The organism is Microbacterium sp. (assembly GCF_040394595.1).
GTDB lineage: Bacteria > Actinomycetota > Actinomycetes > Actinomycetales > Microbacteriaceae > Microbacterium.
Window position 1 is genome coordinate 120,887 of the sequence record NZ_JBEBSA010000005.1, and the last position, 24,699, is coordinate 145,585.

Consider the following 24,699-nt stretch of genomic DNA (forward strand, 5'->3'; position numbering starts at 1 on the left):
GCGTCCGAGGCCGCGGGTAGGCTCGAAGCATGGCCTCCGACTCCTTCGTCCACCTGCACGTGCACAGCGAGTACTCCATGCTCGACGGCGCGGCGCGGGTGGGGCCGCTGGTGCAGGAGGCCGTGAAACAGGGCATGCCGGCGGTCGCGGTGACCGACCACGGGAACACCTTCGCGGCGTTCGAGTTCTACAAGACGGCGAAGGATGCCGGCATCAAGCCGATCATCGGCATCGAAGCGTACGTCACGCCGGGCACGCACCGCAGCGACAAGACCCGAGTGCGCTGGGGGTCGCCGGAGCAGCAGAGCGACGACGTCTCCGGATCCGGCGCCTACACGCACATGACGCTGCTCAGCGAGACGACGGAGGGCATGCACAACCTCTTCCGGCTCTCGTCGCGCTCCAGCATGGAGGGCTACTACTTCAAGCCCCGTATGGACCGGGAGCTGCTGCAGAACTACTCCAAGGGCCTCATCGCGACGACCGGCTGCCCCTCCGGCGAGATCCAGACCCGTCTCCGCCTCGGCCAGTACGACGCGGCGCGGGCGGCGGCCGCGGAGTTCCAGGACATCTTCGGCAAGGAGAACTACTTCGCCGAGATCATGGACCACGGCCTCTCGATCGAGCGTCGCATCATGGACGACCTGCTGCGGATCGCCAAGGATCTCGGCATCCCGCTGGTCGGCACGAACGACCTGCACTACACGCACCAGCACGATGCGAAGAGCCACGCGGCTCTGCTGTGCGTGCAGTCCGGTTCGACGCTCGACGACCCCAACAGGTTCAAATTCGACGGCGACGGCTACTACGTCAAGTCGGCGGCCGAGATGCGGCAGCTCTTCCGAGACCACCGGGAAGCGTGCGACAACACCCTGTTGATCGCCGAGCGCTGCGACGTCGAGTTCAACACCTCGGCGAACTACATGCCGCGCTTCCCGGTGCCGCAGGGCGAGACCGAGGAGAGCTGGTTCATCAAGGAGGTCGAGAACGGCCTGCACTACCGGTACCCCGGCGGGATCCCCGACGCGGTGCGCAAGCAGGCGGACTACGAGGTCGAGGTCATCTCCTCGATGGGCTTCCCCGGCTACTTCCTCGTCGTCGCCGACTTCATCAACTGGGCGAAGGACAACGGCGTGCGGGTCGGCCCCGGCCGTGGCTCGGGCGCCGGATCGATGGCCGCGTACGCGATGAGGATCACCGATCTGGACCCGCTCGAACACGGTCTCATCTTCGAGCGCTTCCTCAACCCCGATCGCGTCTCCATGCCCGACTTCGACGTCGACTTCGACGACCGCCGCCGCGGCGAGGTGATCCAGTACGTCACCGAGAAGTACGGCGACGAGCGGGTGGCCCAGATCGTCACCTACGGCACCATCAAGGCGAAGCAGGCGCTGAAGGACGCGGGTCGCGTGCTCGGCTTTCCCTTCAGCATGGGGGAGAAGCTCACCAAGGCGATGCCTCCGGCCGTGATGGGCAAGGACATGCCGCTGGACGGGATGTTCGACAAGAACCATCCCCGGTACAAGGAGGCGAGCGAGTTCCGTGCGGTCATCGAGACCGACTCCGAGGCGAAGACGGTGTTCGACACCGCACTCGGCCTGGAGAACCTGAAGCGTCAGTGGGGTGTGCACGCCGCCGGCGTCATCATGTCCTCGCACCCGCTGATCGACATCATCCCGATCATGAAGCGCGAGCAGGACGGTCAGATCGTCACGCAGTTCGACTACCCGTCGTGCGAGTCGCTCGGCCTGATCAAGATGGACTTCCTGGGGCTGCGCAACCTCACGATCATCTCCGACGCCCTGGCGAACATCAAGATGAACCGCGACGAGGATCTCGTGCTCGAGGACCTCGCCCTCGACGACCAGGACTCCTACGACCTGCTCGCCCGCGGCGACTCGCTCGGTGTGTTCCAGCTCGACGGCGGGCCGATGCGGTCGCTGATGCGCCTGATGAAGCCCGACAACTTCGGTGACATCTCGGCCCTCATCGCGCTGTACCGGCCGGGGCCGATGGGAGCGAACTCGCACACGAACTACGCGCTGCGCAAGAACGGGCTGCAGCCGATCACCCCCATCCACCCGGAGTTCGCGGAGTCGCTCGCCGACATCCTCGAGGAGTCGTACGGTCTGATCATCTACCAGGAGCAGGTGATGGCGATCGCCCAGCGGGTGGCGGGGTTCTCGCTCGGCCAGGCCGACATCCTGCGCCGTGCGATGGGAAAGAAGAAGAAGTCCGAGCTGGACAAGCAGTACGAGGGCTTCCAGGCGGGCATGCACGCCAACGGGTACTCGGATGCGGCCGTACAGGCGCTCTGGGAGATCCTGCTGCCGTTCTCCGACTACGCCTTCAACAAAGCCCACTCCGCGGCATACGGCGTGATCTCCTATTGGACGGCCTATCTGAAGGCGCACTATCCCGCCGAGTACATGGCCGCGCTGCTGACCAGCGTCGGCGACTCGAAGGACAAGATGGCGCTCTACCTCAACGAGTGCCGCCGTATGGGCATCAAAGTGCTGCCGCCGGACGTCGGCGCATCCATCAACTTCTTCGCCGCCGTCGGGGACGACATCCGCTTCGGGCTCGGCGCCGTGCGCAACGTGGGCACGAACGTGGTCGACGGCATCGTCGAAGCGCGTCAGAAGGACGGGTTCTCCTCGTTCCACGACTTCCTCGGCAAGGTGCCGCTGCACGTCGCGAACAAGCGCACGGTCGAGTCCCTGATCAAGGCCGGCGCCTTCGACTCGCTGGGAGACACCCGCCGCTCGCTCATGGAGATCCATGAGGACGCGGTGGAGGCCGCGGTCGGGGTGAAGAGGAACGAGGCGACCGGCGCGATCGGCTTCGACTTCGACAGCCTCTACGAGGCCGACGAGGTGCAGCCGCCGCAGGTGCCGGAGCGGCCGGAGTGGACGAAGAAGGACAAGCTCGCGTTCGAGCGCGAGATGCTGGGCCTGTACGTCTCCGACCATCCGCTGGCGGGCCTGGAGGTGCCGCTCGCCAAGCACGCGTCGATCTCGATCCACGACCTGAACAACTCCGAGAGCCTGCAGGACGGCGACCAGGTCACGGTGGCCGGGCTGGTCACGAGCGTCCAGCACCGCGTGGCGAAGGCCAGCGGAAACCCGTACGGCATGATCACGATCGAGGACTTCAACGGCGAGGTCACCGTCATGTTCATGGGCAAGACCTACACGGAGTTCCAGCACGTCCTGCAGCAGGATGCGATCCTCGCCGTGCGGGGACGCGTCTCCCGCCGCGATGACGGGCTCAACCTGCACGCGCAGTCGGCCTTCGCTCCGGATGTGGGGTCCTTCGACGCCGCCGGGCCGCTGTCCCTGCTCGTCGCGGAGCAGCGGGCGACCGAACGCGTGATGACCGAGCTGGCCGAGGTGCTCCGGCGGCATTCGGGGGACACCGAGGTCGTGCTGCGCGTGCATCGCGGGGGCTCGGCCAAGGTGTTCGAGGTACCGATGCCCGTGACCGTCTCGGCTGATCTCTTCGGAGATCTGAAGTCGCTGCTCGGCCCCTCCTGCCTGGGCTGAGCATCTGCGCGACACGTGCGGAGCCCGCCCGGCGTGCACGGGTAGGATCGGGACTCGCATGTCAGCCGTCCACCGACGAAGGGAAGAACGATGAGCTCATCGCCCGACGATGACGGCGTCCTGTACGAGGACCAGGTCGCCCCCGAGCCCGGAGTGCTGGGAATGACCCTGCGTGAGCTGCTGATCGTGGCCGTCTGGCTGGTCGCGTTCGTCGTGTCGTTCTTCGACGCAGGCGGCGGCGGATCCGTATGGGAGTCCGGCATCCAGTGGCTGCTGCCGGTCGGAGTCCCGACCATCGCGGTGTTCCTCATCGTGCTGCGGCGGTTCTCGCCCGACGGCATCCGTCGCGTCGGGTCGCTGGGGGTGGACCAGTTCGCCTCCGTCGCGTTCTCGGTGGCGGCGGTGCTGTGGATCTCGTGGCTCTGGCAGCAGGTGCAGCTGCTCCTCCTCGCTCCGGGAAGCGCACTCGGCTGGGTGACGCTCGCGGAGAGCGTGCTGTTCCTCGCCCTCGTCGCACTGACCGTCGCCGCCCCGTTCATCCCGGGATTGCGGGAGGACTTCCACGGCCGGCTCGAGACGCTCGCGCACCGCAACGCGAACCCCGTGCGGCCGATCCTCCACGGCGCCCCGTCGTTCCGGCGCACGGCCGCCGAGGAGACGCCCCTCACGAGCGCTGAGCCGGAGGAGGGGGAGGGTCCGGCGCCCTTCCTCACCGCAGACAGCATCATCGACGTCTCTCCCGAGGCGGTCTCCGACGTCGTCGCCTCATCGGAGCCGGTGACGGACGGGTCGCTCCCCGAACCCGAACCGTTCGCCGGGCCCGGGTTCGACCCGGTCCCTGAGCCAGAGCCGGTCCCCGAACCCGATCCGACCCCGTGGGCGGACGAGGAGCCGGGGTCGTCACCGGAGCCTGCGCCGCACGGCGACGGCTTCCCCGACGAGCTCCTCACGCTGATCATCGAGGACGACGACGGCACCACCCACGAGGCGCGTCCCGAGCCTGAACCCGGACCCGCCGTGCAGCCGTTCTGGATCCTCGCCCCGACCATCCGGATCGTCCACGACGAGCGGGGGGCGGAGCTCTTCCGCATCGGCCCCGAGGCATGGGCGCTCGTGATCGAGGACCGCGGCGGCGCCTACGTCGTGCGACATGACGACGGACGCATCGGCTACCTGCACGACATCTCCGACATCACGAAGGGCTGAATCCCAGTGCGCACCATCGACCTCCGAGGGCGGGAGCTCTCGCCCGCCGACATGCTCGCCGTCGTGCCCCGCGCGGTGCAGGCCCGTGCCGAGGCGCTCGACACCGCGGCGCGGATCGTGGACGACGTCCGCTCCCGCGGGGAGGAGGCGCTGCGCGAGCAGGCGGAGCGCTTCGACCGGGTGACAGGTCACGACGTCCGGGTGCCCGCCGCACATCTCGCCGAGGCCGCCGCGACGGTCGACCCGACGGTCCGCGCGGCGCTCGAAGCGGCCATCGGGCGCGTGCGCAAGGCCTCCGCGGCCCAGGTCCCCGCACCGCAGACGACGGAGATCGGACCCGGGGCGCGGATCGTGCAGCGCTGGCAGCCGGTCGGTCGCGTCGGCGTCTACATCCCCGGAGGGAAGGCTCCCCTCGCGTCGAGCGTCGTGATGAACGTGGTCCCGGCACAGGTCGCCGGGGTCACCAGCATCGCGCTCGCCTCGCCCCCGCAGGCCGACCACGACGGCCGCATCCACCCCACGATCCTCGCGGCCGCCGCGCTGCTGGGCGTCGACGAGGTCTACGCGATCGGCGGCGCCGGGGCGATCGGCGCGTTCGCGCACGGCGTCGCCGGGCTGGGGCTGGACCCGGTGGACGTCGTGTCCGGTCCTGGGAACAACTACGTGGCCGCGGCGAAGCGCGCGGTGGCGGGCGTCGTCGGCACCGACTCGGAGGCCGGCGCGACCGAGATCCTCATCGTGGCCGACGGCGACGCGCAGCCGGCGCTCATCGCCGCGGATCTCATCAGCCAGGCCGAGCACGATGAGCAGGCGTCCGCTGTGCTCGTCACCGACTCCGTCGACCTCGCCGAGCGGGTCGCCGCCGAGGTGGCGGGCCTCGCCGGTCGCACCAGGCACAGCGAGCGGGTGCGGGCAGCGCTGGACGGTCCGCAGTCGGCGATCGTGCTCGTCGACGACAGGGCGATGGCCGTGGCGTTCAGCAACGCCTACGCTCCGGAGCACCTCGAACTGCACCTCGCGGATGCGGAGCAGGCCTCCGCCGCGTTCACCAGCGCCGGCGCGGTCTTCGTCGGTGATCAGACGCCGGTGAGCCTCGGCGACTACATGGCCGGAAGCAACCATGTGCTGCCGACCGGCGGTCAGGCCCGGTACGCGTCGGGCCTGGGCGCCTACACGTTCCTGCGCCCACAGCAGGTGATCACCTACGACCACGCGGCGCTCTCCGCAGCCCGCGAAGGCGTCGTCGCCCTGGCCGAGGCGGAGGTGCTGCCGGCTCACGGAGAGGCGGTCGAGGCTCGCTTCGTCGAGGCGGGCTGACGCGGGCGGGTACGCTGGGACATCATGCACTGCCCCTTCTGCCGGCATCCGGACTCCCGCGTCATCGATTCGCGCACGAGTGACGACGGTCTCTCGATCCGCCGCAGACGTCAGTGCCCGGAGTGCGGAGGGCGCTTCACCACGACCGAGACCGCCAGCCTGACGGTGATCAAGCGGTCGGGTGTGATGGAGCCGTTCAGCCGCGACAAGGTCATGTCCGGGGTGCGGAAGGCGTGCCAGGGGCGTCCGGTCACGGAGGCGGACCTCGCGATCCTCGCACAGCGTGTTGAAGAGGCGGTGCGGCAGACGGGCGTCTCGCAGCTCGACACGAACGAGATCGGCCTGGCCATCCTCGGTCCGCTGCGCGAACTCGACGAGGTGGCCTATCTGCGGTTCGCGAGCGTGTACCGCGCCTTCGACTCGCTCGAGGACTTCGAGTCGGCGATCGGGGAGCTGCGCGACGACCGCGCGCGGGCGAACGCCTCCGAACGATAACCTGGCAGGGATGTATCCCCTCCTCTTCCGCCTCGTCCTGTCGCGTCTCGATCCGGAGTTCGCGCACCACGCGGCGATGCTCGTCATCCGCGGGGCCGGCCTGCCGCCCTTCTCCTGGGCCGCCCGCGGGCTGACCGCTCCGGATCCCGCCCAGCGGGTGCAGGCGCTCGGGCTCTCGTTCCCCTCGCCGTTCGGAGTCGCGGCGGGTTTCGACAAGAACGCGGTCGGCGTGCGCGGTCTCGCCGCGCTGGGATTCGGGCACGTCGAGATCGGCACGGTCACCGCGATCCCGCAGGAGGGCAACCCCAAGCCGCGGCTCTTCCGCCTGGTCGCCGATCGCGCCGTGGTGAACCGCATGGGCTTCAACAACGCGGGGGCCTCCGCAGCAGCGGCGCGGCTGAGGCGGCTGCGCCGCCGGAGGCCGGAGACCGTGATCGGCGTGAACATCGGCAAGAGCCGGGTCGTCGAGGTCGAGGACGCCGTCGCCGACTACGTCGCCTCGGCGACCGAGCTCGCCCCGCTCGCCGACTACCTCGCCGTGAACGTCTCCTCGCCGAACACCCCGGGACTCCGCGGACTGCAGGCGGTGGAGACCCTCGCGCCGCTGCTGCGGGCGGTGAAGGGGGCCGCGGGCACCACGCCGCTGCTGGTGAAGATCGCCCCGGACCTCCCCGACGAGGAGATCACCGCGATCGCACGGCTCGCCGTCGACGAGGGCCTGGCGGGCATCATCGCGCACAACACGACGATCTCTCGCGAGGGGCTTCGGACCGACCCGGCGATCGTCGAGGCGGCCGGCGCGGGCGGGCTCTCGGGGGCGCCCTTGAAGCAGCGCTCCCTCGACGTGCTCGGGCTCGTGAGGTCCGTGGTGCCGGCAGACTTCTGCGTGATCGCCGTCGGGGGAGTGGAGACCGCCGAAGACGTGCAGAAGCGTCTCGACGCCGGAGCGACCCTCGTGCAGGGCTACACGGCCTTCCTCTACCGCGGTCCGCTGTGGGCGCGACAGATCAACCGCGGGTTGCGCGACCGGCTCCAGGCCTGATCCCGGCAGGACCGGCCGACCGCGCGGAGCCCTCCCCGATCAGGCGGGGTACTCGCCGCGCTTGACCTGGGGCTTGGGGAGCCGCATGAAGCGCATCTGCAGCGCGCGCATCGCGGCGTACCAGCCGAGACCGCGCTCGCGTCGCTCGGCGCCGAACTTCGCCGCCGCCTTGCGCTTGACGCGCCAGCCGAGCAGCACCATGTCGAGGATGGCGATGAGCATGAAGATCCACAGGGCGACCATCGAGCCGAACTGCAGCGTCGGGATCGGCACCAGGGCGGCGACGATCACCAGGATCATCATGAGCATGACCCATTCGCTGATGTGCCAGCCGGCGTCGACGTAGTCGCGCACCCATCGCCGCTGCGGTCCCTTGTCGCGGGCGGGGAGGTACTTGTCGTCGCCGCGCTCCATCCCGATCCGCGCGCGTTCGCGTCGCGCCTGCAGATCGGCCTTCGCCGCCGCGCGCGCCTCCTTGGTGTCCGCGACGAGCGGGCGGCGTCGTGCGGCCTCCTGCTCGGCGCGCGTCGGAGTACGGCGTCCCTTGCCGACGGCAGGCGTCTCGGGAGCGTCGTCGTTGGTCGAAGGCGTGGGAGTGGGCACAGCAGTCCTCGGATCGAGTTCGGGGGTTCTTTCCTTAAGATTACTCGCATGACCTCTCCTGGCACTCCCGATCGTTCCGCACTCGACGCGCAGCTGCTCGAGGCGGTATCCGACGGCATCCCCTCGGCGCTCTCCGATCTCGGCTCCCTCGTGCGGATCCCGGGCGTCGCCTGGCCGGCGTTCGAGCAGTCCCACCTGGAGCGGAGCGCCGAGGCTGTGGCGGACCTCGCCCGCGGCACCGGCGTCTTCGACGACGTGAGGGTGCTGCGTGCGGCGATCGACGACTCCGAGGAGCTCGGACAGCCCGCCGTGCTCGCCACCCGTGCCGCCCGGGGAGGGAAGCCCACCATCCTGCTGTACGCGCACCATGACGTGCAGCCCCAGGGCGACGAGGCCCTGTGGGAGACGCCGCCCTTCGAGCCGACGGTGCGCGACGGACGCCTGTACGGCCGCGGCGCCGCCGACGACAAGGCCGGCATCATGTCGCACATCGCGGCCATCCGCGCCGTCGCCGAGACCCTCGGGGACGACCTCGACCTCGGCATCGCGATGTTCATCGAGGGGGAGGAGGAGTACGGGTCGCGCTCCTTCGCCCGCTTCCTCTCCGACAACGCCGACGCCCTCCGCGCCGACGCCATCGTCGTCGCCGACTCCGGCAACTGGGACCAGGTCACGCCCGGCCTGACCGTCTCCCTGCGCGGGAACGCCCGCTTCACCCTGAAGGTGCGCACACTCGACCACGCCTCCCACTCCGGGATGTTCGGGGGAGCGGTGCCCGACGCGATGATGGCCGCGGTCACCCTTCTCGCCACGCTGTGGGACGCCGATGGAGCGGTCGCCGTCGAGGGGCTCGCGGTGCGGGACGCGGAGACGCCGGAGTACTTCGAGGAGACGCTGCGCGATGAAGCCGGGCTGCTCCCCGGCACGAGCCCGGTCGGGCGGGACAGCATCCTGAGCCGTATCTGGAACAAGCCCTCCGTCACGATCACCGGGATCGACGCGACGAGCGTCGCGGCCGCCTCGAACACGCTCCTGCCCGAGGTGAGCGTGGTCATCAGCGCCCGTGTGGCGCCGGGGCAGCGCGCCCAGGAGGCGTACGACGCGCTCGAGGCCCACCTGCGTGCGCGGGCACCCTTCGGCGCGGAGCTGACCTTCTCCGACGTCGACCTCGGCGACGGATTCCTCGTCGACACCGCCGGCTGGGCGGTCGGGCTGACCAGGGAGGCGATGGCCGACGGTTACGGCGCCTCTCCGGTGGACCTCGGCGTCGGAGGCTCCATTCCCTTCATCGCCGACCTGGTGCGGGAGTTCCCCGGCGCGCAGATCCTGGTGACCGGTGTGGAGGATCCGCACTCGCGGGCGCACAGCCCGAACGAGTCGCTGCACCTCGAGACGTTCCGTAACGCCGTGCGCACCGAGGCGCTCCTGCTCGCGAGGATGAACGCGAAGACCACCGCGTGATCCGGGCCGCCGTCCAGCGGGCGGCGGTAGAATCGTGCCAGCAGCGGACTGCGCGTCACGCGGTCGGCCACAGAGTTCGAGGAGCGACATGAGCGACACCACCATCACCGAGACCGGCACCCGCGCCCACGGCGTCGCCCTGACCGACGCCGCCGCGCTGAAGGTGAAGAGCCTGCTCGAGCAGGAGGGCCGCGACGATCTGCGCCTCCGCGTCGCCGTGCAGCCCGGCGGATGCTCCGGCCTGATCTACCAGCTCTACTTCGACGAGCGGTACCTGGACGGCGACGAGACGGTGGACTTCGACGGCGTCGAGGTCATCGTCGACAACATGAGCGTGCCCTATCTCGACGGCGCCTCGATCGACTTCAAGGACACCATCTCGGAGCAGGGCTTCACGATCGACAACCCGAACGCCTCGGGGTCGTGCGCCTGCGGCGACAGCTTCCACTGAGCGGCGGCCAACCTGCGTGGTTGGCATGAATCGGGTGTGAGGTTGCCCTAGACTTGAGGTTGCCCCTGTCCGCGATCTGAAAGGTGCATCGTGCCTTCGAAACGCCGCCTTCGTTGGGCCGCACTCCCTCTGGGAGTCGCGGTAGCCGTGGCCTTGGCTGGCTGCTCGCAAACCGAGCTCCATGGCTTCCTCCCGGGCTTCGTCGAGGGCGGTCCCGCCGCCACGAACCAGACCGAGCGCGTCTCGGGCCTCTGGGTCACTTCGTGGGTCGTGCTGCTGGCCGTCGGTGTGATCACCTGGGCCCTGATGGGCTGGGCGGCGGTCATGTATCGCCGTCGCAAGGGCCAGACCGGCCTGCCGGTGCAGCTGCGCTACAACATGCCCATCGAGATCCTCTACACGGTGATCCCGCTGATCTTCATCCTCGGCATGTTCTTCTTCACCGCGCGCGACCAGGCGGAGATCGAGCGTCCGTGGGACAAGCCCGACGTCGAGGTCACCGCGATCGCCAAGCAGTGGGCGTGGGACTTCCAGTACGACGGCACGCAGGAGGACAACTCCGACGCCGTCTGGAGCATGGGCGTCCAGGCCAACCCCGACGCGAACGGCGACATCGACCGCACCAAGCTGCCGACGCTGGTGCTCCCGGTCGACAAGAAGGTCACGATCGACCTGCAGTCGCGTGATGTCGCGCACTCCTTCTGGATCATCGACTTCCTCTACAAGAAGGACATGTACATCGGGAAGGACAACAGCTGGTCGTTCATCCCGACGCGCATCGGAGACTACGACGGCAAGTGCGCCGAGCTCTGCGGCGAGTACCACTCGATGATGCTCTTCAACGTGAAGGTCGTGTCGCAGGCCGACTACGAGACCTACCTCGCCTCGCTCCGCGAGAAGGGGAACACCGGCGACATCACCGACGCCTACGACCGTCTGGGCAACTTCCCGGGCACCGGCCCGAGCTCGAGCTCCGAGAAGAAAGGGGAGTAAGTCATGACGACGACCGCTGAACCTCAGACCGAGACGCACGGCGCCCGCCCCACCACGATCCCGCCGCGTCAGGCGGCCCTCCTCACCTCCACCCGCGTGGAGCAGAAGGGCAATATCGTCGTCAAGTGGATCACCTCCACCGACCACAAGACGATCGGCTACATGTACCTGATCGCCTCGGTGCTCTTCTTCCTCCTCGGCGGCGTGATGGCCCTCATCATCCGTGCCGAGCTGTTCGCGCCGGGCATGCAGATCATCCCGACGAAGGAGCAGTACAACCAGCTGTTCACGATGCACGGCACGATCATGCTGCTGATGTTCGCGACCCCGTTGTTCGCGGGCTTCGCGAACGCGATCCTGCCGCTGCAGATCGGCGCGCCGGACGTCGCCTTCCCGCGTCTGAACGCCTTCGCCTTCTGGCTGTTCCTCTTCGGGTCGACGATCGCCGTCGCCGGCTTCCTCACCCCGCAGGGTGCCGCGTCGTTCGGCTGGTTCGCCTATCAGCCGCTCGCCAACGCGTCGTTCTCTCCGGGCGCCGGGGGAAACCTCTGGATGCTGGGTCTGGGCCTCTCCGGTTTCGGAACGATCCTCGGTGCGGTGAACTTCATCACGACGATCATCACGATGCGCGCACCGGGCATGACCATGTGGCGCATGCCGATCTTCTCGTGGAACACCCTCATCACCAGCCTGCTGATCCTGATGGCGTTCCCGGTGCTGGCCGCCGCCATGTTCGCGGCCGCGGCCGACCGCGTGCTCGGCTCGCACGTCTACGACCCCGCCAACGGCGGCGTGCTCCTGTGGCAGCACCTGTTCTGGTTCTTCGGCCACCCCGAGGTGTACATCATCGCGCTGCCGTTCTTCGGCATCGTCTCCGAGATCTTCCCGGTCTTCAGCCGCAAGCCGATCTTCGGATACAAGACCCTCGTGTACGCGACGATCTCGATCGCCGCCCTCTCGGTCGCGGTCTGGGCGCACCACATGTACGTCACGGGTGGCGTGCTGCTGCCGTTCTTCGCCCTGATGACGATGCTCATCGCGGTGCCGACGGGTGTGAAGATCTTCAACTGGATCGGAACGATGTGGCGAGGGTCGCTGACCTTCGAGACGCCCATGGTGTTCTCCCTCGGCTTCCTCGTCTCCTTCGTCTTCGGCGGACTGACCGGTGTGATCCTGGCATCACCGCCGCTGGACTTCCAGCTCAGTGACTCGTACTTCGTCGTCGCGCACTTCCACTACGTCGTCTTCGGCACCGTGGTGTTCGCGATGTTCGCCGGCTTCTACTTCTGGTGGCCGAAGTGGACCGGACGCATGCTCAACGAGCGGCTCGGCTACATCCACTTCTGGATGCTGTTCATCGGTTTCCACATGACGTTCCTCGTGCAGCACTGGCTGGGCGTCGACGGCATGCCGCGTCGTTACGCCGACTACTCGGCCTACGACAACTGGGAGTGGCAGAACCAGGTCTCCACGATCGGTGCGATCATCCTCGGCGCCTCGATGCTGCCGTTCTTCCTGAACGTGTGGATCACGTCGCGCAAGGCACCGAAGGTCACGGTCAACGACCCGTGGGGCTACGGCGCGTCGCTCGAGTGGGCGACCAGCTGCCCGCCGCCGCGTCACAACTTCACGTCGATCCCGCGGATCCGCAGTGAGCGTCCCGCGTTCGACCTGAACCATCCGGAGGCCGCTGAGCACCCGGTCGCCGCGCCGACCGCCGTCGCAGAAGGAGAGGCGAAGTAAGCCATGCGCTCCAACGTCATCCTCTGGTGGATCATCACCGTCTTCTTCGCGCTGATGGCCGTGGTCTACACGGTCTGGAACATCCTCGAGCACCCGGACCGTACCCTGGTCATGCGTGTGGAGTGGGTGGGCACCGTCGCGCTGCTCTTCGTCGCGGCGATGGGCGCGATGATCGCGCTCTACCTGCACAAGACCTACCGCGCCCAGCGTGGTGAGCTTCCCGAGGACATCCTGACCGCGGACATCGATGACGGTGACCCCGAGCTGGGCGAGTTCAGCCCGTGGTCGTGGTGGCCGATCGTGCTGGCCGGTTCCGCGTCGATCTTCCTCATCGGGCTCGCCGTCGGGCACTTCCTGCTCCCGATCGGCCTCGCGATCTTCGTCGTCGCGATCGTCGGCTGGGTGTACGAGTACTACCGCGGCAACTTCGCCCGCTGACACGCACACAGAGAGAGGCGCCCCCGGATCCGTCCGGGGGCGCCTCTGCGTATGTGGCCGTCAGGGGCGCGTACGCACCCGTGGCACTCCGGTGAGGGGATCGATGGGACGGCGGTGCACGCCGTCCGCATCCTCGATCGGGTAGCCCTCGCGTACCCAGTACTCGAACCCGCCGATCATCTCGCGCACCTCGTAGCCGAGCCGTGCGAACTCGAGCGCGCCCTTCGCCCCCGCGTTGCACCCGGGACTCCAGCAGTAGACCACGACGCGAGAGCCGACGGGAATCTCCCGCGGCGCGCGCTCCGCGATCTCGCTGTAGTGCATGTGCACCGCTCCGGTGACCCGACCCTGCGCCCAGGCCTCGTCCGAGCGCACGTCGACGATCACAAGGCCCTCTCCGGACCTCTGCGCCGCATAGGCATCGCTGGGGTCCGTCTCGAAGGTCAGCTTGGCAGCGAAGTAGTCGGCGCGGTCCATGGGGTCAGCCTACGCCGAGCCGGTCTCGTCGCCGGAGCCCATGACGCGGGGGAGACGTCCGACGATCTCCCCCTGCACCCTCGAGACGAAGTCCTCCACGGGGATCTCGCGGTCGCCGAGCGCGACCGTCCCCGCCGCGGCTTCTCTCGCCCCGATCACCGCGGTGTGCGCAGCCGGCAGCGCATGCGACCGGCTGATGCGGGATGCCAGGCTGCCGCGGTCCAGCACGCGTACACGGACGCCTGCGCTCTCGAGCCGGACGCGAAGCAGTCCGACCGCTTCGGCGTGGTGTCGCGGGTCGACGGGGACGAGCCCGACCTGCACGGGGGCGAGCCAGGTCGGGAACCGGCCCTGGTACTGCTCGATGAGCAGCGCGACGAGACGCTCCATCGAGCTGAGGAGACCGCGGTGGATCATCACGGGCCGGTGCCGCCGGCCGTCGGCGCCCACGTAGGCGAGTCGGAACCGTTCGGGCAGCACACGATCCACCTGGACGGTCGACAGGGTCTCCTCCCGCCCGGCGGCGTCGCGCACCTGGACATCGATCTTCGGTCCGTAGAAGGCCCCCTCGCCGAGGACGTGCTCATAGGGGAGGCCGAGGCGGTCGAGAGCGGCGCGGAGGTCGTCCTCTGAGGCGTCCCAGTCCTCCTCGGAGCCTGCGCTGCTCTCGCCGCGCCCGGAGAGCCGGAAGTGATCGACCGGGATGCCGAGCACGCGATAGGCCTCGAGGATCGCATCGAGGGCCTGCACCACCTCCGCGACGACCTGCTCCTCGGTGCAGAAGACGTGTGCGTCGTCGAGGCTGATCTGACGCACGCGGCTGAGGCCTCCGAGTACCCCGGAGAGCTCGCTGCGGAACATCGACGCCGATTCGACGAGTCGCAGCGGAAGATCTCGCCAGCTGCGAGCGTCCGCCGCGTACACCTGCACGTGGCTCGGGCAGTTCGCGGGTCGCAGCACCAGTTCATCCTCGCCGACCGTCATCGCCGGGAACATGTCCTCCGCGAACTTGTCCCAGTGCCCGCTCTGTTCGAAGAGCGCGCGCTTCGCGAGGACGGGGGTGTGGATCCGCACGCAGCCGGTGCGCTCGGCGATCTCCGACGCCAGCCGCTCGAGCTCTCCGCGGATGACCGCGCCATCGGGCAGCCAGATCGGCAGTCCGGCGCCGATCACCGGGACGGTGTCGAACAGGCGCAGGCGTCGGCCCAGCGAGCGGTGGTCTTCGTTCTCCATGGTCTCTTCTCCTTCGTGGGGAGCCGAGGAGACACCGAAGACGACGAGAGCCCGGGTGTTCCCCGGGCTCTGATGTGTGCGTGGTCCGCTACAGGCAGCGCCGGAGGAGATCCGGCGTCGTCGTCACCTGAAGCATGCGCATGCCCTGACGATAGCAGCTCTCGACAGTGGAAGCGCTCAGAGGAGAGCGGTCATCTGCACGCGCGCACCGTGACGCATCAGACCGAGGGACTCCTCGACGTCGACCAGGCTCTTCAGGAACGGCGTGACGGGCTCCGAAACGGCGAAGCCGCACGTGGCGTAGAAGGGGGCGTTCCAGGGCACGTCGGCATACGTGCGGAGGGTCAGCTCGCCGTGGCCGTGTGCGGAGGCCGCGGCCTTCGCGGCCTCGACCAGCATGCGTCCGTAGCCGCGGCGTGCACAGCGGGGGAGCACGGCCACCTGCTCCAAGTGCGCGATGCCCGCGATCTCGAGCACGTGCGCGAAGCCGACGACGACGCCGTCTTCCTCGCCGACGAGCAGGAACCCCGGCTGCGCCGCGCGTTCCGCGGCGGCTTCCGGGGGAGGCCAGTCCGATGCCTCGAACCTCTCCGCGAAGAGGCGGTCCGCCTCTCGTTCGACCTCCTCGGCGGCGTCGAAGTCGGCGCGGACGGCGGGGCGGATGACGAAGGGCATGGGGATCAGCCTAGCCACGCGGCCTCGGCCGACGGAAACGCCGAAGGCCCCGTCCGTGCGGACGGGGCCTTCGGGAAGAGGACGGCGGATCACTCGCCGTCGTCGGTCTTCTTCTTCCGCGGCTTCTTGACCGGATCGGTGGCGATGACAGAGCTGGGCGTGTTCGGAGTCTCACCGATCGGGGCATCCGCCTCGGGGACGATCTGATCCTCGGCGACGCCTGCGCGCTCGTGCGCACCGGCGATCTCCGCGGCCTCGGTCTCGGCCATCTCCGTCAGCGTGTGATGCTGATGGGCATCCGCCGCCTCGATGTCGGCCTGAGTGAGGGGCTGCAGGCGGTCCTCGAAGAACCAGCGCGAGAACGCCGAGCGGAGGTTCTGGTGCCAGGCGATGCGGCCCTTTGCGTTCGGACGCACGACCAGCGGCTCATAGGTGTCGTAGTCGATGAGCTTCCATCGGTCGTAGACGTCCATCGGCTGGTGGACCTCGATGAACTCGCCGCCGGGGAGGCGGACGATACGACCCGACTCGTAGCCGTGCAGGACGATCTCGCGGTCCTTCTTCTGGAGCGCGATGCAGATGCGCTTGGTGATGAAGTACCCGAGCACCGGACCGACGAACAGGAGTGCCTGGAGCGTGTGGATCACACCCTCCATGGTGAGCATGAAGTGCGTCGCGATGAGGTCGGACGAGGCCGCCGCCCAGAGCACGGCGTAGAAGATCATGCCGGCGACGCCGATCGCGGTGCGGGTGGCCGCGTTGCGAGGACGCTGGGCGATGTGGTGCTCGCGCTTGTCGCCGGTGATCCACGCCTCGATGAAGGGGTAGATCGCGACGGTCACGATGAACAGGCCCAGGACGGCGACAGGGATCAGGATGCCGAACGACCAGGTGCGGTCGAGGAACACCACGTCCAGGTTCGACGGGGCGAGGCGCAGGGCGCCGTCAGCGAAGCCGATGTACCAGTCGGGCTGCGTACCCGCCGAGACGGGGGAGGGGTCGTACGGGCCGTAGTTCCAGATCGGGTTGATCTGGAAGAGCGACGCGATCAGCACGATGGTGCCGAAGACGATGAACAGGAAGCCGCCCATCTTCGACATGTAGACCGGCATCATCGGATAGCCCACCACGTTGTTGTTCGTGCGGGCGGGCCCGGCGAACTGGGTGTGCTTGTTGATGACCATCAGCATGAGGTGCAGCACCACGAAGGCGATCACCAGCAGCGGCAGCAGCAGGATGTGGAGCGTGTAGAGCCGGCCGACGATGTCGGAGCCCGGGAACTCGCCGCCGAAGAGGAGGAACGAGATCCAGGTGCCGACGAGCGGGATGCCCTTGACCATGCCGTCGATGATGCGGAGGCCGTTGCCCGAGAGCAGGTCGTCGGGGAGCGAGTAGCCGGTGAAGCCCTCCGCCATCGCCAGGACGAACAGCACGAAGCCGATCACCCAGTTCAGCTCGCGGGGCTTGCGGAACGCGCCCGTGAAGAACACGCGGAGCATGTGCACGCCGATGCCCGCCACGAAGACCAGGGCGGCCCAGTGGTGGATCTGGCGCACCAGGAGCCCACCGCGGAGATCGAAGGAGATCTCGAGCGTGGACTTCAGCGCCGCGGACATCTCCACGCCGCGCATCATCGGATAGGCGCCGTCGTAGTGCGTCGGCTCCATCGATGCCTGGAAGAAGAACGTCAGGAACGTGCCCGAGAGGAACACGACGACGAAGCTCCACAGCGCGATCTCGCCGAGCATGAACGACCAGTGATCGGGGAAGATCTTCCGGCCGAGCTCCTTGACGAAGCCCGACAGGCTCGTGCGCTCGTCGATGTAGTTCGCGGTCGCGCCGATGAAGCGCCCGCCGAGGGGCTTCTGCTTGGTGTCCTCTTTAAGAGTTGCGGTGCTCAATGACGCTCCCAGAAGCTCGGGCCGACGGGCTCTTTGAAGTCGCTCTGCGCGATGAGGTAGCCCTCATCGTCGACGGCGATGGGCAGCTGCGGCAGCGGGCGCGCGGCCGGGCCGAAGATGACCTTGGCGTGCTCGGTGACGTCGAACTGCGACTGGTGGCAGGGGCAGAGCAGATGGTGCGTCTGCTGCTCGTACAGGGCGACCGGGCAGCCGACGTGGGTGCAGACCTTGGAGTACGCGACGATGCCGTTGTACGACCAGGTCTTGCGGTCCTCCTGCTCCTTGAGCTGCTCGGGACGCAGACGGAGGAGGAGCACGATGGCCTTGGCCTTCTCCTCGAGGAGTCCGCCGGCGTGGCCGAGCTCCTTGAGCCCCTCGGGGATGACGTGCACGGCCGAGCCGAGCACGACGTCCGCGGCGCGGATCGGTGTGCCGTCCGGGTCACGGACCAGGCGGGTGCCTTCCTTCCACATGGTGTGGCTCATGAGGGCGACCGGGTCTGCGGCGATCGGGTTCTCGGCCGACGCGTGCGGCGCGAGGCCGCGGAACAGCGTGACTCCCGGGACGATCGAGGCGACGACCGCGGCGATCAGCGAGTTGCGGATCATCGTGCGACGCCCGAAACCGGACTCCTCGTTCGCGTCGGCGAACGCCTGGACGGCGGCCTCGCGGGTCGAGTCGCGGCCCCGCGTGGGGTGGCGGTCCTCGATGTGCTCCTTGTCGCTCATCAGCGTCTTGGACCAGTGGATGGCGCCGATGCCGATGGCCAGGAGCGCGAGGGCGATGCCGAGGCCGATGAACAGGTTGTTGTTCCTGATGTCGATCAGCGCGCCGCTCTCGATCGGGAACAGCATGTAGGCGGCGACCGCCCAGGCGCTGCCGGCGAGCGACAGGTAGAAGAGGGTGTAGACCGTCCGTGCGGCGGTCTTCTCGGCCTTCGGATCCTTGTCGGTCATCCGCTCGCGATGCGGCGGCAGACCGGGGTTCTGCGCGGGATCGCTGACCGCGACGCTCAGCCCGGGGGCGGGCTGATAGGCCCTGTCAAGAGCCTGCGAGTCGTCGTGTGCCATGGTGCTCCTCGTACGTTCCTCTTCGATGTAGATGCGTCAGTTGGACTTCGCCGTGATCCACACGGTGAGGGCGACCAGCGCGCCGATTCCGAAGATCCAGATGAACAGGCCCTCGGACACAGGGCCCAGCGACCCGAGCGTGAAGCCGCCGATCTGCACGGCGTCCTGCTGGTAGAGCAGTGCCGAGATGATGTCGCGCTTGTCGGTGTCGTCGAGGTACATGTCGCCGAAGACGGGCATGTTCTGAGGACCGGTGACCATGGCGGCGTACATGTGCAGCGCGCTGGTGCTGGTCAGGGCCGGAGCGTACTTGCCCTCCGTGAGGGCGCCACCGGCAGCGGCGACGTTGTGGCACATCGCGCAGTTGACGCGGAACAGCTCCGCGCCGCGAGCCACGTCGCCCTTGCCGTCGAGGACCTCGTCCTTCGGATACGTCGGGCCGGGGGAGACCGACTGCACGTAGGCAGCCATCGCCTTGATCTGCTCCTCGGTGAACTGCGGCTTCTTCTGCGGAGCCTGGGGGCCCTGCATCTGCAGCGGCATGCGGCCGGTCGCGAGCTGGAACTCGACGGCGAGCTCGCCGACGCCCACGAGGCTCGGACCCTGGCCCGTGCCCTCGAGGTTCATGCCGTGACAGGTGGCGCAGTTCGCGTTGAACAGCTTCTCGCCGTCCGCAGCCGTGAGCTGCGTCGTGGCAGCCGTCTGCTGGTCGTTGGACGCGAAGGCGGCGGACGCGCCGGCGTACACGCCTCCGGTGATCAACAGTCCGGCGCCGATCAGCGCGGCTGCGGCGAACGGACTGCGGCGCCCGCGCGAGCGGTGCTTCTTCTCTCGTGCCATGTCGGGTATCGCTCCGCTCTTATTTCAGGAAGTAGATGACGCCGAAGAGGACCAGCCACACGACGTCGACGAAGTGCCAGTAGTACGACACGACGATCGAGGTGGTCGCTTCCTTGTGCGTGAAGTTCTTGACCGCGTACGCGCGTCCGATGACGAGCAGGAACGCGATGAGGCCTCCGGTGACGTGCAGGGCGTGGAAGCCGGTCGTCAGATAGAACGCGGAGGCGTAGGAGTCGGCCTGGATCGGCATGCCCTCGGCGACCAGCTGGGCGTACTCCCAGACCTGACCGGAGACGAAGATCGCTCCCAGCGCGTAGGTGAGCCAGAACCACTCGACCATGCCCCAGCCGAACAGGCGGCGGCGGCCCGCCGCGTTGAGCTGGCCCTTCGGGAGGCGGTAGGGCTGCAGGTCCTCGGCGGCGAAGACACCCATCTGGCACGTGAACGACGACGCGACGAGGACGGCGGTGTTGATCGCCGCGAAGGTCACGTTGAGCATCGGCGTGCGGTCGCCCCACAGTTCGGGGGAGGTGCTGCGGAGGGTGAAGTAGATCGCGAAGAGTCCCGCGAAGAACATCACCTCGCTGCCGAGCCACACGATGGTGCCGACAGCTACCGGGTTTGGCCGCTTGATCGTTCGGGCAGCCGGGGCATACGTCGCTGAGGTGGTCACGGTTCCATTATGGCCGATTCGCGACGACGATTCTTGCACCGCCGGGGGTCGTTTCCCTGATCCGGGACTTAGGGGAACCTAAGAATGCACTGCGAATATGCAGGGAGATCCCAGTCAGACCCGTGACGTCATGAAGGCCTTCCGGCGGTGCGTCGCTCGGAATCCCGCCGATAGGATCGCAGTCATGGCTGACACCCTGACCTGGTCCGATCTGCTCACCACGCTGCTCAAGCGTCAGGACCTCAGCGTCTGGGAGTCGACCTGGGCGATGCGGCAGGTGATGCAGGGCAGGGTCGGCGAGGCGCAGCTGGCCGGCTTCCTCGTCGCGCTGCGGGCGAAGGGGGAGACGATCGACGAGGTCGTCGGCTTCCGCGACGCGATCCTGGAGGCGGCCGTGCCGCTCCCGGTGTCCTCGGACGTGCTCGACATCGTCGGCACCGGCGGCGATCGCGTGGGCACCGTGAACGTGTCCACCACGGCGGCGATCATCATCGGCGCGACCGGGGTCCCCGTCGTCAAGCACGGCAACAAGGCCGCGAGCTCCTCCTCCGGCTCGTCCGACGTGCTCGCCGCGCTCGGACTCGATCTCTCGCTCGCCCCCGAGGCGGTCGCCTCCGTGCTCGAGCGCACCGGGATCACCTTCGCCTGGGCCGGCGCCTTCCATCCCGGTTTCAAGAACGCGGGCGCCGTCCGCGCCGAACTGGGCGTGCCCACCGTCTTCAACATGCTCGGTCCGCTCTGCAACCCCGCCCGCGCCGAGGCGAACGCGGTGGGCGTCGCGCAGCTCGACCGCGTGCCGCTCATCACCGGCGTGTTCCGCACCAGGGGCGCGACCGCCCTGGTGTTCCGCGGGGACGACGGCCTCGACGAGCTGACCACCACCGGGCACAGCCGGATCTGGGAGGTCGCCCGCGGCGACATCCACGAGCACGACCTCGATCCGCGTGATCTCGGCATCCCCCTCGCCGACCTCGCCGACCTGATCGGCGGATCGCCCCAGCACAACGCCGGCGTGCTGCGCCGCACGCTCGAGGGGGAGCGGGGCGCGGTGCGCGACATCGTGCTCCTCAACGCCGCGGCGGGCATCGCCGCGTTCGAGCTGTCCCGTGACGCGAGCCTGACCCAGGTGCCGATCGTGGAGAGGCTCCGCGACGCCCTCGCACGCGCCTCCGCGGCGATCGACGACGGCAGGGCGGCGGCGAAGCTCGACGAGTGGGTCTCCGCCACCAGAGATCTCGCGTCGGCCTGAGGCCATCGTGGACGCCGTCGACGCGCTCCTGGAGATCGCCGCACTCCTGGAGCGCGAGCGCGCGTCCCGCTACCGGGCGAAGGCGTTCCGTCAGGCCGCCGCGGTGCTGCAGGATCTCCCGGAGGATGTGCGGAGGGATGCCACGCGCCTGCGTTCGGTGAAGGGCATCGGCGAGTCGACCTTCGCGGTGATCCGTCAGGCCGACGAAGGAGGGGTCCCCGACTACCTCGTGGAGCTGCGCGGCGCCGTCGAGCCCGAACTGCGCTCCGCCCTGCGCGCCGCGCTGCGCGGTGATCTGCACTGCCACTCCGAGTGGTCCGACGGCGCGACGCCCCTCGAGACGATGGCGGAGGCCGCGCGAGCGCTCGGCCACGAGTACCTGGCGATCACCGATCACTCGCCGCGGCTGCGCGTCGCCCGCGGCCTCACCGCCGAGCGGCTCCGCCGACAGATCCCGCTGGTGCGCGAGCTGTCCGGCGGCGGGCTGTCGGTGCTCGCCGGGATCGAGGTCGACATCCTCGACGACGGAGGCCTGGACCAGGAATCCGCGCTCCTGGAGGAGCTCGACGTCGTCGTCGCCTCGGTCCACTCCGGGCTGAGGATGGATTCCGCCGCCATGACGCGTCGGATGGTCGCCGCGGTCTCGAACCCGCACGTGAACGTGCTCGGTCACTGCACCGGCAGGCTGGTGCAGGGGGAGAGGGGCACGCGGCCGCCCTCGGTCTTCGACGCCCGGGCGGTGTTCGCCGCCTGCGCGGAGAACGGCGTCGCCGTCGAGATCAACTCCCGTCCGGAGCGGCAGGATCCGCCCGATGACCTGATCGGGGTCGCGCTCTCCGAGGGGTGCCTGTTCTCGATCGACTCCGACGCGCATGCCCCGGGGCAGCTGTCGCTGCTCGATCACGGCGCCGCGCGGGCGGAGAAGGCGGGGGTGCCCGCCGCGAGGATCGTGACCACCTGGGGGCTCGATCGTCTGCGCGCCTGGGCGGAGTAGCTCAGGCGGTCTCGGCGAGGGCGGTGACCGCCCGCGTCATCGACGTGCCGAGGTTCCACTGCTCGGCGAGCTCGTTGGCCGCGGCGGTCCGTGCGGCGTCGAGGGGACGCAGGCGGGAGTCCGGCGCCGGGAGGGTGAGCTCCGTCGCCACCTTCACGACCGTCGGCGCGACGTCGAGGTAGTCGGAGGCTTCGGCGAACTTCTTGGCCACCGCGGCGCTCATGCCCTCGCCGGACGCGGCGGCGGTGCGGATGCCCGCGAGGTCGCCGTGCGCCTGCAGCAGGGACGCCGCCGTCTTCTCACCGACGCCCTTGACGCCGGGCAGCCCGTCCGACGCGTCGCCGCGCATCGTCGCGAAGTCCGCGTACTGAGCGGGGAGCACCCCGTACTTGCCGACCACCGTCTCGTCGGTGACGATCTCGAGGTTGCTCATGCCGCGCGCGGTGTAGATCACCCGCACCCCGCTCGCGTCGTCGACGAGCTGGAAGAGGTCGCGGTCGCCCGTCACCACGTCGACGGGGTCCGCGGACCGGGTCGCGAGGGTGCCGATCACGTCGTCGGCCTCGTGCTCCGCCGCGCCGATCACCGGGATGCCGAGCGCAGCGAGCTCCGCGCGGATGAGGGGGATCTGCTCCTCCAGGGGGTCCGGCACCTCCTCCACGTCCGGCCCGCCGGCCACCGCCTCCACCACGCGGTGCGTCTTGTAGCTCGGGATCAGGTCGACCCGCCACTGCGGACGCCAGTCGTCGTCCCAGCAGGCGACCAGATGGGTCGGACGGTAGGTCGAGACGAGCTTGGCGATCATGTCCAGGAGCCCCCGCGCAGCGTTCACCGACCGCCCGTCCGGGGCCTTCACCGTGTCGGGCACTCCGTAGAACGCCCGGAAGTAGAGGCTGGCCGTGTCGAGGAGCATGAGGCGGTCCGTCATGGGATCAGCCTCCCATATCGCACCGTGCGCGGCACCCGCAGGATCTGGTAGCCTGAAGTGTCACTCGTGGCGCGCCTCCGCGTGCCTTCGTGGCATCGCAATCACCAACCATCCGCCCTGAGACGGCAACAACGGCCGCCGTCGGCCGTGTCCCGGGGCCCGACCATCCATTACAAGGACAACCCACTACATGACTAGCGCAACGACCGCCCCGGCCACCAAGCAGGTCGCGATCAACGACATCGGATCTGCCGAGGACTTCCTGGCCGCGGTCGAGAAGACTCTGAAGTTCTTCAACGACGGCGACATCATCGAGGGCACGATCGTCAAGATCGACCGCGATGAGGTTCTGCTCGACGTCGGCTACAAGACCGAGGGCGTCATCCCCTCGCGCGAGCTCTCCATCAAGCACGACGTCGACCCCAACGAGGTCGTCAAGGTCGGCGACGAGGTCGAGGCCCTTGTCCTCCAGAAGGAGGACAAGGAAGGCCGTCTGATCCTCTCCAAGAAGCGTGCGCAGTACGAGCGCGCCTGGGGAGACGTCGAGAAGATCAAGGAGAACGACGGCGTCGTCACCGGCACCGTCATCGAGGTCGTCAAGGGCGGCCTCATCGTCGACATCGGCCTGCGTGGCTTCCTGCCCGCGTCGCTCATCGAGCTGCGCCGCGTCCGCGACCTCACTCCTTACCTCGGCCAGGAGCTCGAGGCGAAGATCCTCGAGCTCGACAAGAACCGCAACAACGTCGTGCTCTCGCGCCGCGCGCTGCTCGAGCAGACGCAGTCCGAGTCGCGCACGACGTTCCTCAACAACCTGCACAAGGGGCAGGTCCGCAAGGGCGTCGTGTCGTCGATCGTGAACTTCGGTGCATTCGTCGACCTCGGCGGCGTGGACGGCCTCGTGCACGTCTCCGAGCTGTCGTGGAAGCACATCGAGCACGCCAGCGAGGTCGTCGAGGTGGGCCAGGAGGTCACCGTCGAGATCCTCGAGGTCGACCTCGACCGCGAGCGCGTCTCCCTGTCGCTGAAGGCGACGCAGGAGGACCCGTGGCAGGTCTTCGCCCGCACCCACGCGATCGGTCAGGTCACGCCGGGTAAGGTCACCAAGCTCGTTCCGTTCGGTGCGTTCGTGCGCGTCGCAGACGGCATCGAGGGCCTCGTGCACATCTCGGAGCTGTCCGGCAAGCACGTCGAGCTGGCCGAGCAGGTCGTGTCGGTGGGCGAAGAGGTCTTCGTCAAGGTCATCGACATCGACCTCGACCGCCGTCGCATCTCGCTGTCGCTGAAGCAGGCCAACGACTCGGTCGACCCCTACGGCACCGAGTTCGACCCGGCCCTGTACGGCATGCTCGCCGAGTACGACGAGAA

Annotated in this window: 22 protein-coding genes; 13 read left to right on the plus strand and 9 right to left on the minus strand. The window is 68.6% G+C overall.

What is annotated here, in order from left to right:
• Positions 1-29 precede the first annotated feature (29 nt).
• The 5 genes from dnaE to ABWO84_RS08660 all read left to right on the plus strand — a co-directional run bounded on the left by dnaE (position 30) and on the right by ABWO84_RS08660 (position 7,605).
• Positions 30-3,545 carry a DNA polymerase III subunit alpha gene (dnaE, locus tag ABWO84_RS08640; RefSeq protein WP_353114114.1) on the plus strand — a complete coding sequence of 1,172 codons (3,516 nt, stop codon included), beginning with the start codon at positions 30-32 and terminating at the stop codon, positions 3,543-3,545.
• Between the two features lie 90 nt (positions 3,546-3,635).
• Positions 3,636-4,751, plus strand: coding sequence for a hypothetical protein (locus ABWO84_RS08645; protein WP_353114115.1), 1,116 nt, complete (start codon positions 3,636-3,638; stop codon positions 4,749-4,751).
• Positions 4,752-4,757: 6 nt separating this feature from the next.
• Complete coding sequence (hisD, locus tag ABWO84_RS08650; protein ID WP_353114116.1) at positions 4,758-6,068, plus strand: histidinol dehydrogenase; 1,311 nt, start codon at positions 4,758-4,760, stop codon at positions 6,066-6,068.
• A 24-nt stretch (positions 6,069-6,092) separates the two neighbouring features.
• Positions 6,093-6,563 carry a transcriptional regulator NrdR gene (nrdR, locus tag ABWO84_RS08655; protein ID WP_353114117.1) on the plus strand — a complete coding sequence of 157 codons (471 nt, stop codon included), beginning with the start codon at positions 6,093-6,095 and terminating at the stop codon, positions 6,561-6,563.
• A gap of 10 nt (positions 6,564-6,573) precedes the next feature.
• Positions 6,574-7,605 (plus strand): quinone-dependent dihydroorotate dehydrogenase, encoded by a 1,032-nt coding sequence (locus ABWO84_RS08660; RefSeq protein WP_353114118.1) that lies wholly within the window; start codon positions 6,574-6,576, stop codon positions 7,603-7,605.
• A 39-nt stretch (positions 7,606-7,644) separates the two neighbouring features.
• Here the strand turns inward: ABWO84_RS08660 and ABWO84_RS08665 are convergent, their stop codons facing one another.
• On the minus strand, positions 7,645-8,208 hold the full coding sequence (locus tag ABWO84_RS08665) for a DUF3043 domain-containing protein (protein ID WP_353114119.1): 564 nt from the start codon (positions 8,206-8,208) through the stop codon (positions 7,645-7,647).
• Between the two features lie 48 nt (positions 8,209-8,256).
• Between ABWO84_RS08665 and ABWO84_RS08670 the strand changes: the two genes are divergently transcribed.
• The 5 genes from ABWO84_RS08670 (at position 8,257) to ABWO84_RS08690 (ending at position 13,294) form a co-directional block, all read left to right on the plus strand.
• Entirely contained in the window at positions 8,257-9,669 is a 1,413-nt protein-coding gene (locus ABWO84_RS08670) for a dipeptidase (protein ID WP_353114120.1), read from the plus strand.
• Positions 9,670-9,757: 88 nt separating this feature from the next.
• Positions 9,758-10,120: an iron-sulfur cluster insertion protein ErpA gene (gene erpA, locus ABWO84_RS08675; RefSeq protein ID WP_353114121.1), complete on the plus strand. Its 363-nt coding sequence runs from the start codon at positions 9,758-9,760 to the stop codon at positions 10,118-10,120.
• A 90-nt stretch (positions 10,121-10,210) separates the two neighbouring features.
• Positions 10,211-11,113, plus strand: coding sequence for an aa3-type cytochrome oxidase subunit II (gene ctaC, locus ABWO84_RS08680; RefSeq protein WP_353114122.1), 903 nt, complete (start codon positions 10,211-10,213; stop codon positions 11,111-11,113).
• Positions 11,114-11,116: 3 nt separating this feature from the next.
• A complete protein-coding gene (gene ctaD / locus ABWO84_RS08685) occupies positions 11,117-12,856 on the plus strand; it encodes an aa3-type cytochrome oxidase subunit I (RefSeq protein ID WP_353114123.1) in 1,740 nt (579 codons plus the stop codon).
• A gap of 3 nt (positions 12,857-12,859) precedes the next feature.
• Positions 12,860-13,294: a cytochrome c oxidase subunit 4 gene (locus ABWO84_RS08690; RefSeq protein WP_353114124.1), complete on the plus strand. Its 435-nt coding sequence runs from the start codon at positions 12,860-12,862 to the stop codon at positions 13,292-13,294.
• 60 nt (positions 13,295-13,354) lie between these two features.
• On the opposite strand, the gene ABWO84_RS08695 is transcribed toward ABWO84_RS08690, so the two are convergent.
• The 7 genes from ABWO84_RS08695 to ctaE form a co-directional block, all read right to left on the minus strand.
• Positions 13,355-13,771, minus strand: coding sequence for a rhodanese-like domain-containing protein (locus ABWO84_RS08695; protein WP_353114125.1), 417 nt, complete (start codon positions 13,769-13,771; stop codon positions 13,355-13,357).
• A 9-nt stretch (positions 13,772-13,780) separates the two neighbouring features.
• Positions 13,781-15,004: a threonine--tRNA ligase gene (gene thrS, locus ABWO84_RS08700; RefSeq protein ID WP_353114126.1), complete on the minus strand. Its 1,224-nt coding sequence runs from the start codon at positions 15,002-15,004 to the stop codon at positions 13,781-13,783.
• Positions 15,005-15,181: 177 nt separating this feature from the next.
• Complete coding sequence (locus ABWO84_RS08705; protein WP_353114127.1) at positions 15,182-15,679, minus strand: GNAT family N-acetyltransferase; 498 nt, start codon at positions 15,677-15,679, stop codon at positions 15,182-15,184.
• 89 nt (positions 15,680-15,768) lie between these two features.
• A complete protein-coding gene (qcrB, locus tag ABWO84_RS08710) occupies positions 15,769-17,580 on the minus strand; it encodes a cytochrome bc1 complex cytochrome b subunit (RefSeq protein WP_353114128.1) in 1,812 nt (603 codons plus the stop codon).
• Positions 17,577-18,650, minus strand: coding sequence for a cytochrome bc1 complex Rieske iron-sulfur subunit (gene qcrA / locus ABWO84_RS08715; RefSeq protein WP_353114129.1), 1,074 nt, complete (start codon positions 18,648-18,650; stop codon positions 17,577-17,579). Before qcrA ends, qcrB begins: the two co-directional genes overlap by 4 nt.
• A gap of 36 nt (positions 18,651-18,686) precedes the next feature.
• Positions 18,687-19,490 carry a cytochrome bc1 complex diheme cytochrome c subunit gene (gene qcrC, locus ABWO84_RS08720; RefSeq protein WP_353114130.1) on the minus strand — a complete coding sequence of 268 codons (804 nt, stop codon included), beginning with the start codon at positions 19,488-19,490 and terminating at the stop codon, positions 18,687-18,689.
• Positions 19,491-19,509: 19 nt separating this feature from the next.
• Positions 19,510-20,163, minus strand: coding sequence for an aa3-type cytochrome oxidase subunit III (ctaE, locus tag ABWO84_RS08725; protein ID WP_502915405.1), 654 nt, complete (start codon positions 20,161-20,163; stop codon positions 19,510-19,512).
• A gap of 184 nt (positions 20,164-20,347) precedes the next feature.
• Here ctaE and trpD point away from each other — a divergent pair, with 184 nt between their 5' ends.
• Entirely contained in the window at positions 20,348-21,412 is a 1,065-nt protein-coding gene (trpD, locus tag ABWO84_RS08730) for an anthranilate phosphoribosyltransferase (protein WP_353114131.1), read from the plus strand.
• 7 nt (positions 21,413-21,419) lie between these two features.
• Positions 21,420-22,406, plus strand: a complete 987-nt coding sequence (locus ABWO84_RS08735; RefSeq protein ID WP_353114132.1) for a PHP domain-containing protein — start codon at positions 21,420-21,422, stop codon at positions 22,404-22,406.
• Position 22,407: 1 nt separating this feature from the next.
• Here the strand turns inward: ABWO84_RS08735 and ABWO84_RS08740 are convergent, their stop codons facing one another.
• Positions 22,408-23,334, minus strand: coding sequence for a 5'-3' exonuclease (locus tag ABWO84_RS08740; RefSeq protein ID WP_353114133.1), 927 nt, complete (start codon positions 23,332-23,334; stop codon positions 22,408-22,410).
• Between the two features lie 190 nt (positions 23,335-23,524).
• Between ABWO84_RS08740 and rpsA the strand changes: the two genes are divergently transcribed.
• Positions 23,525-24,699: 30S ribosomal protein S1 (rpsA, locus tag ABWO84_RS08745; protein WP_353114134.1), on the plus strand; the 1,175-nt coding region annotated here is incomplete at its 3' end.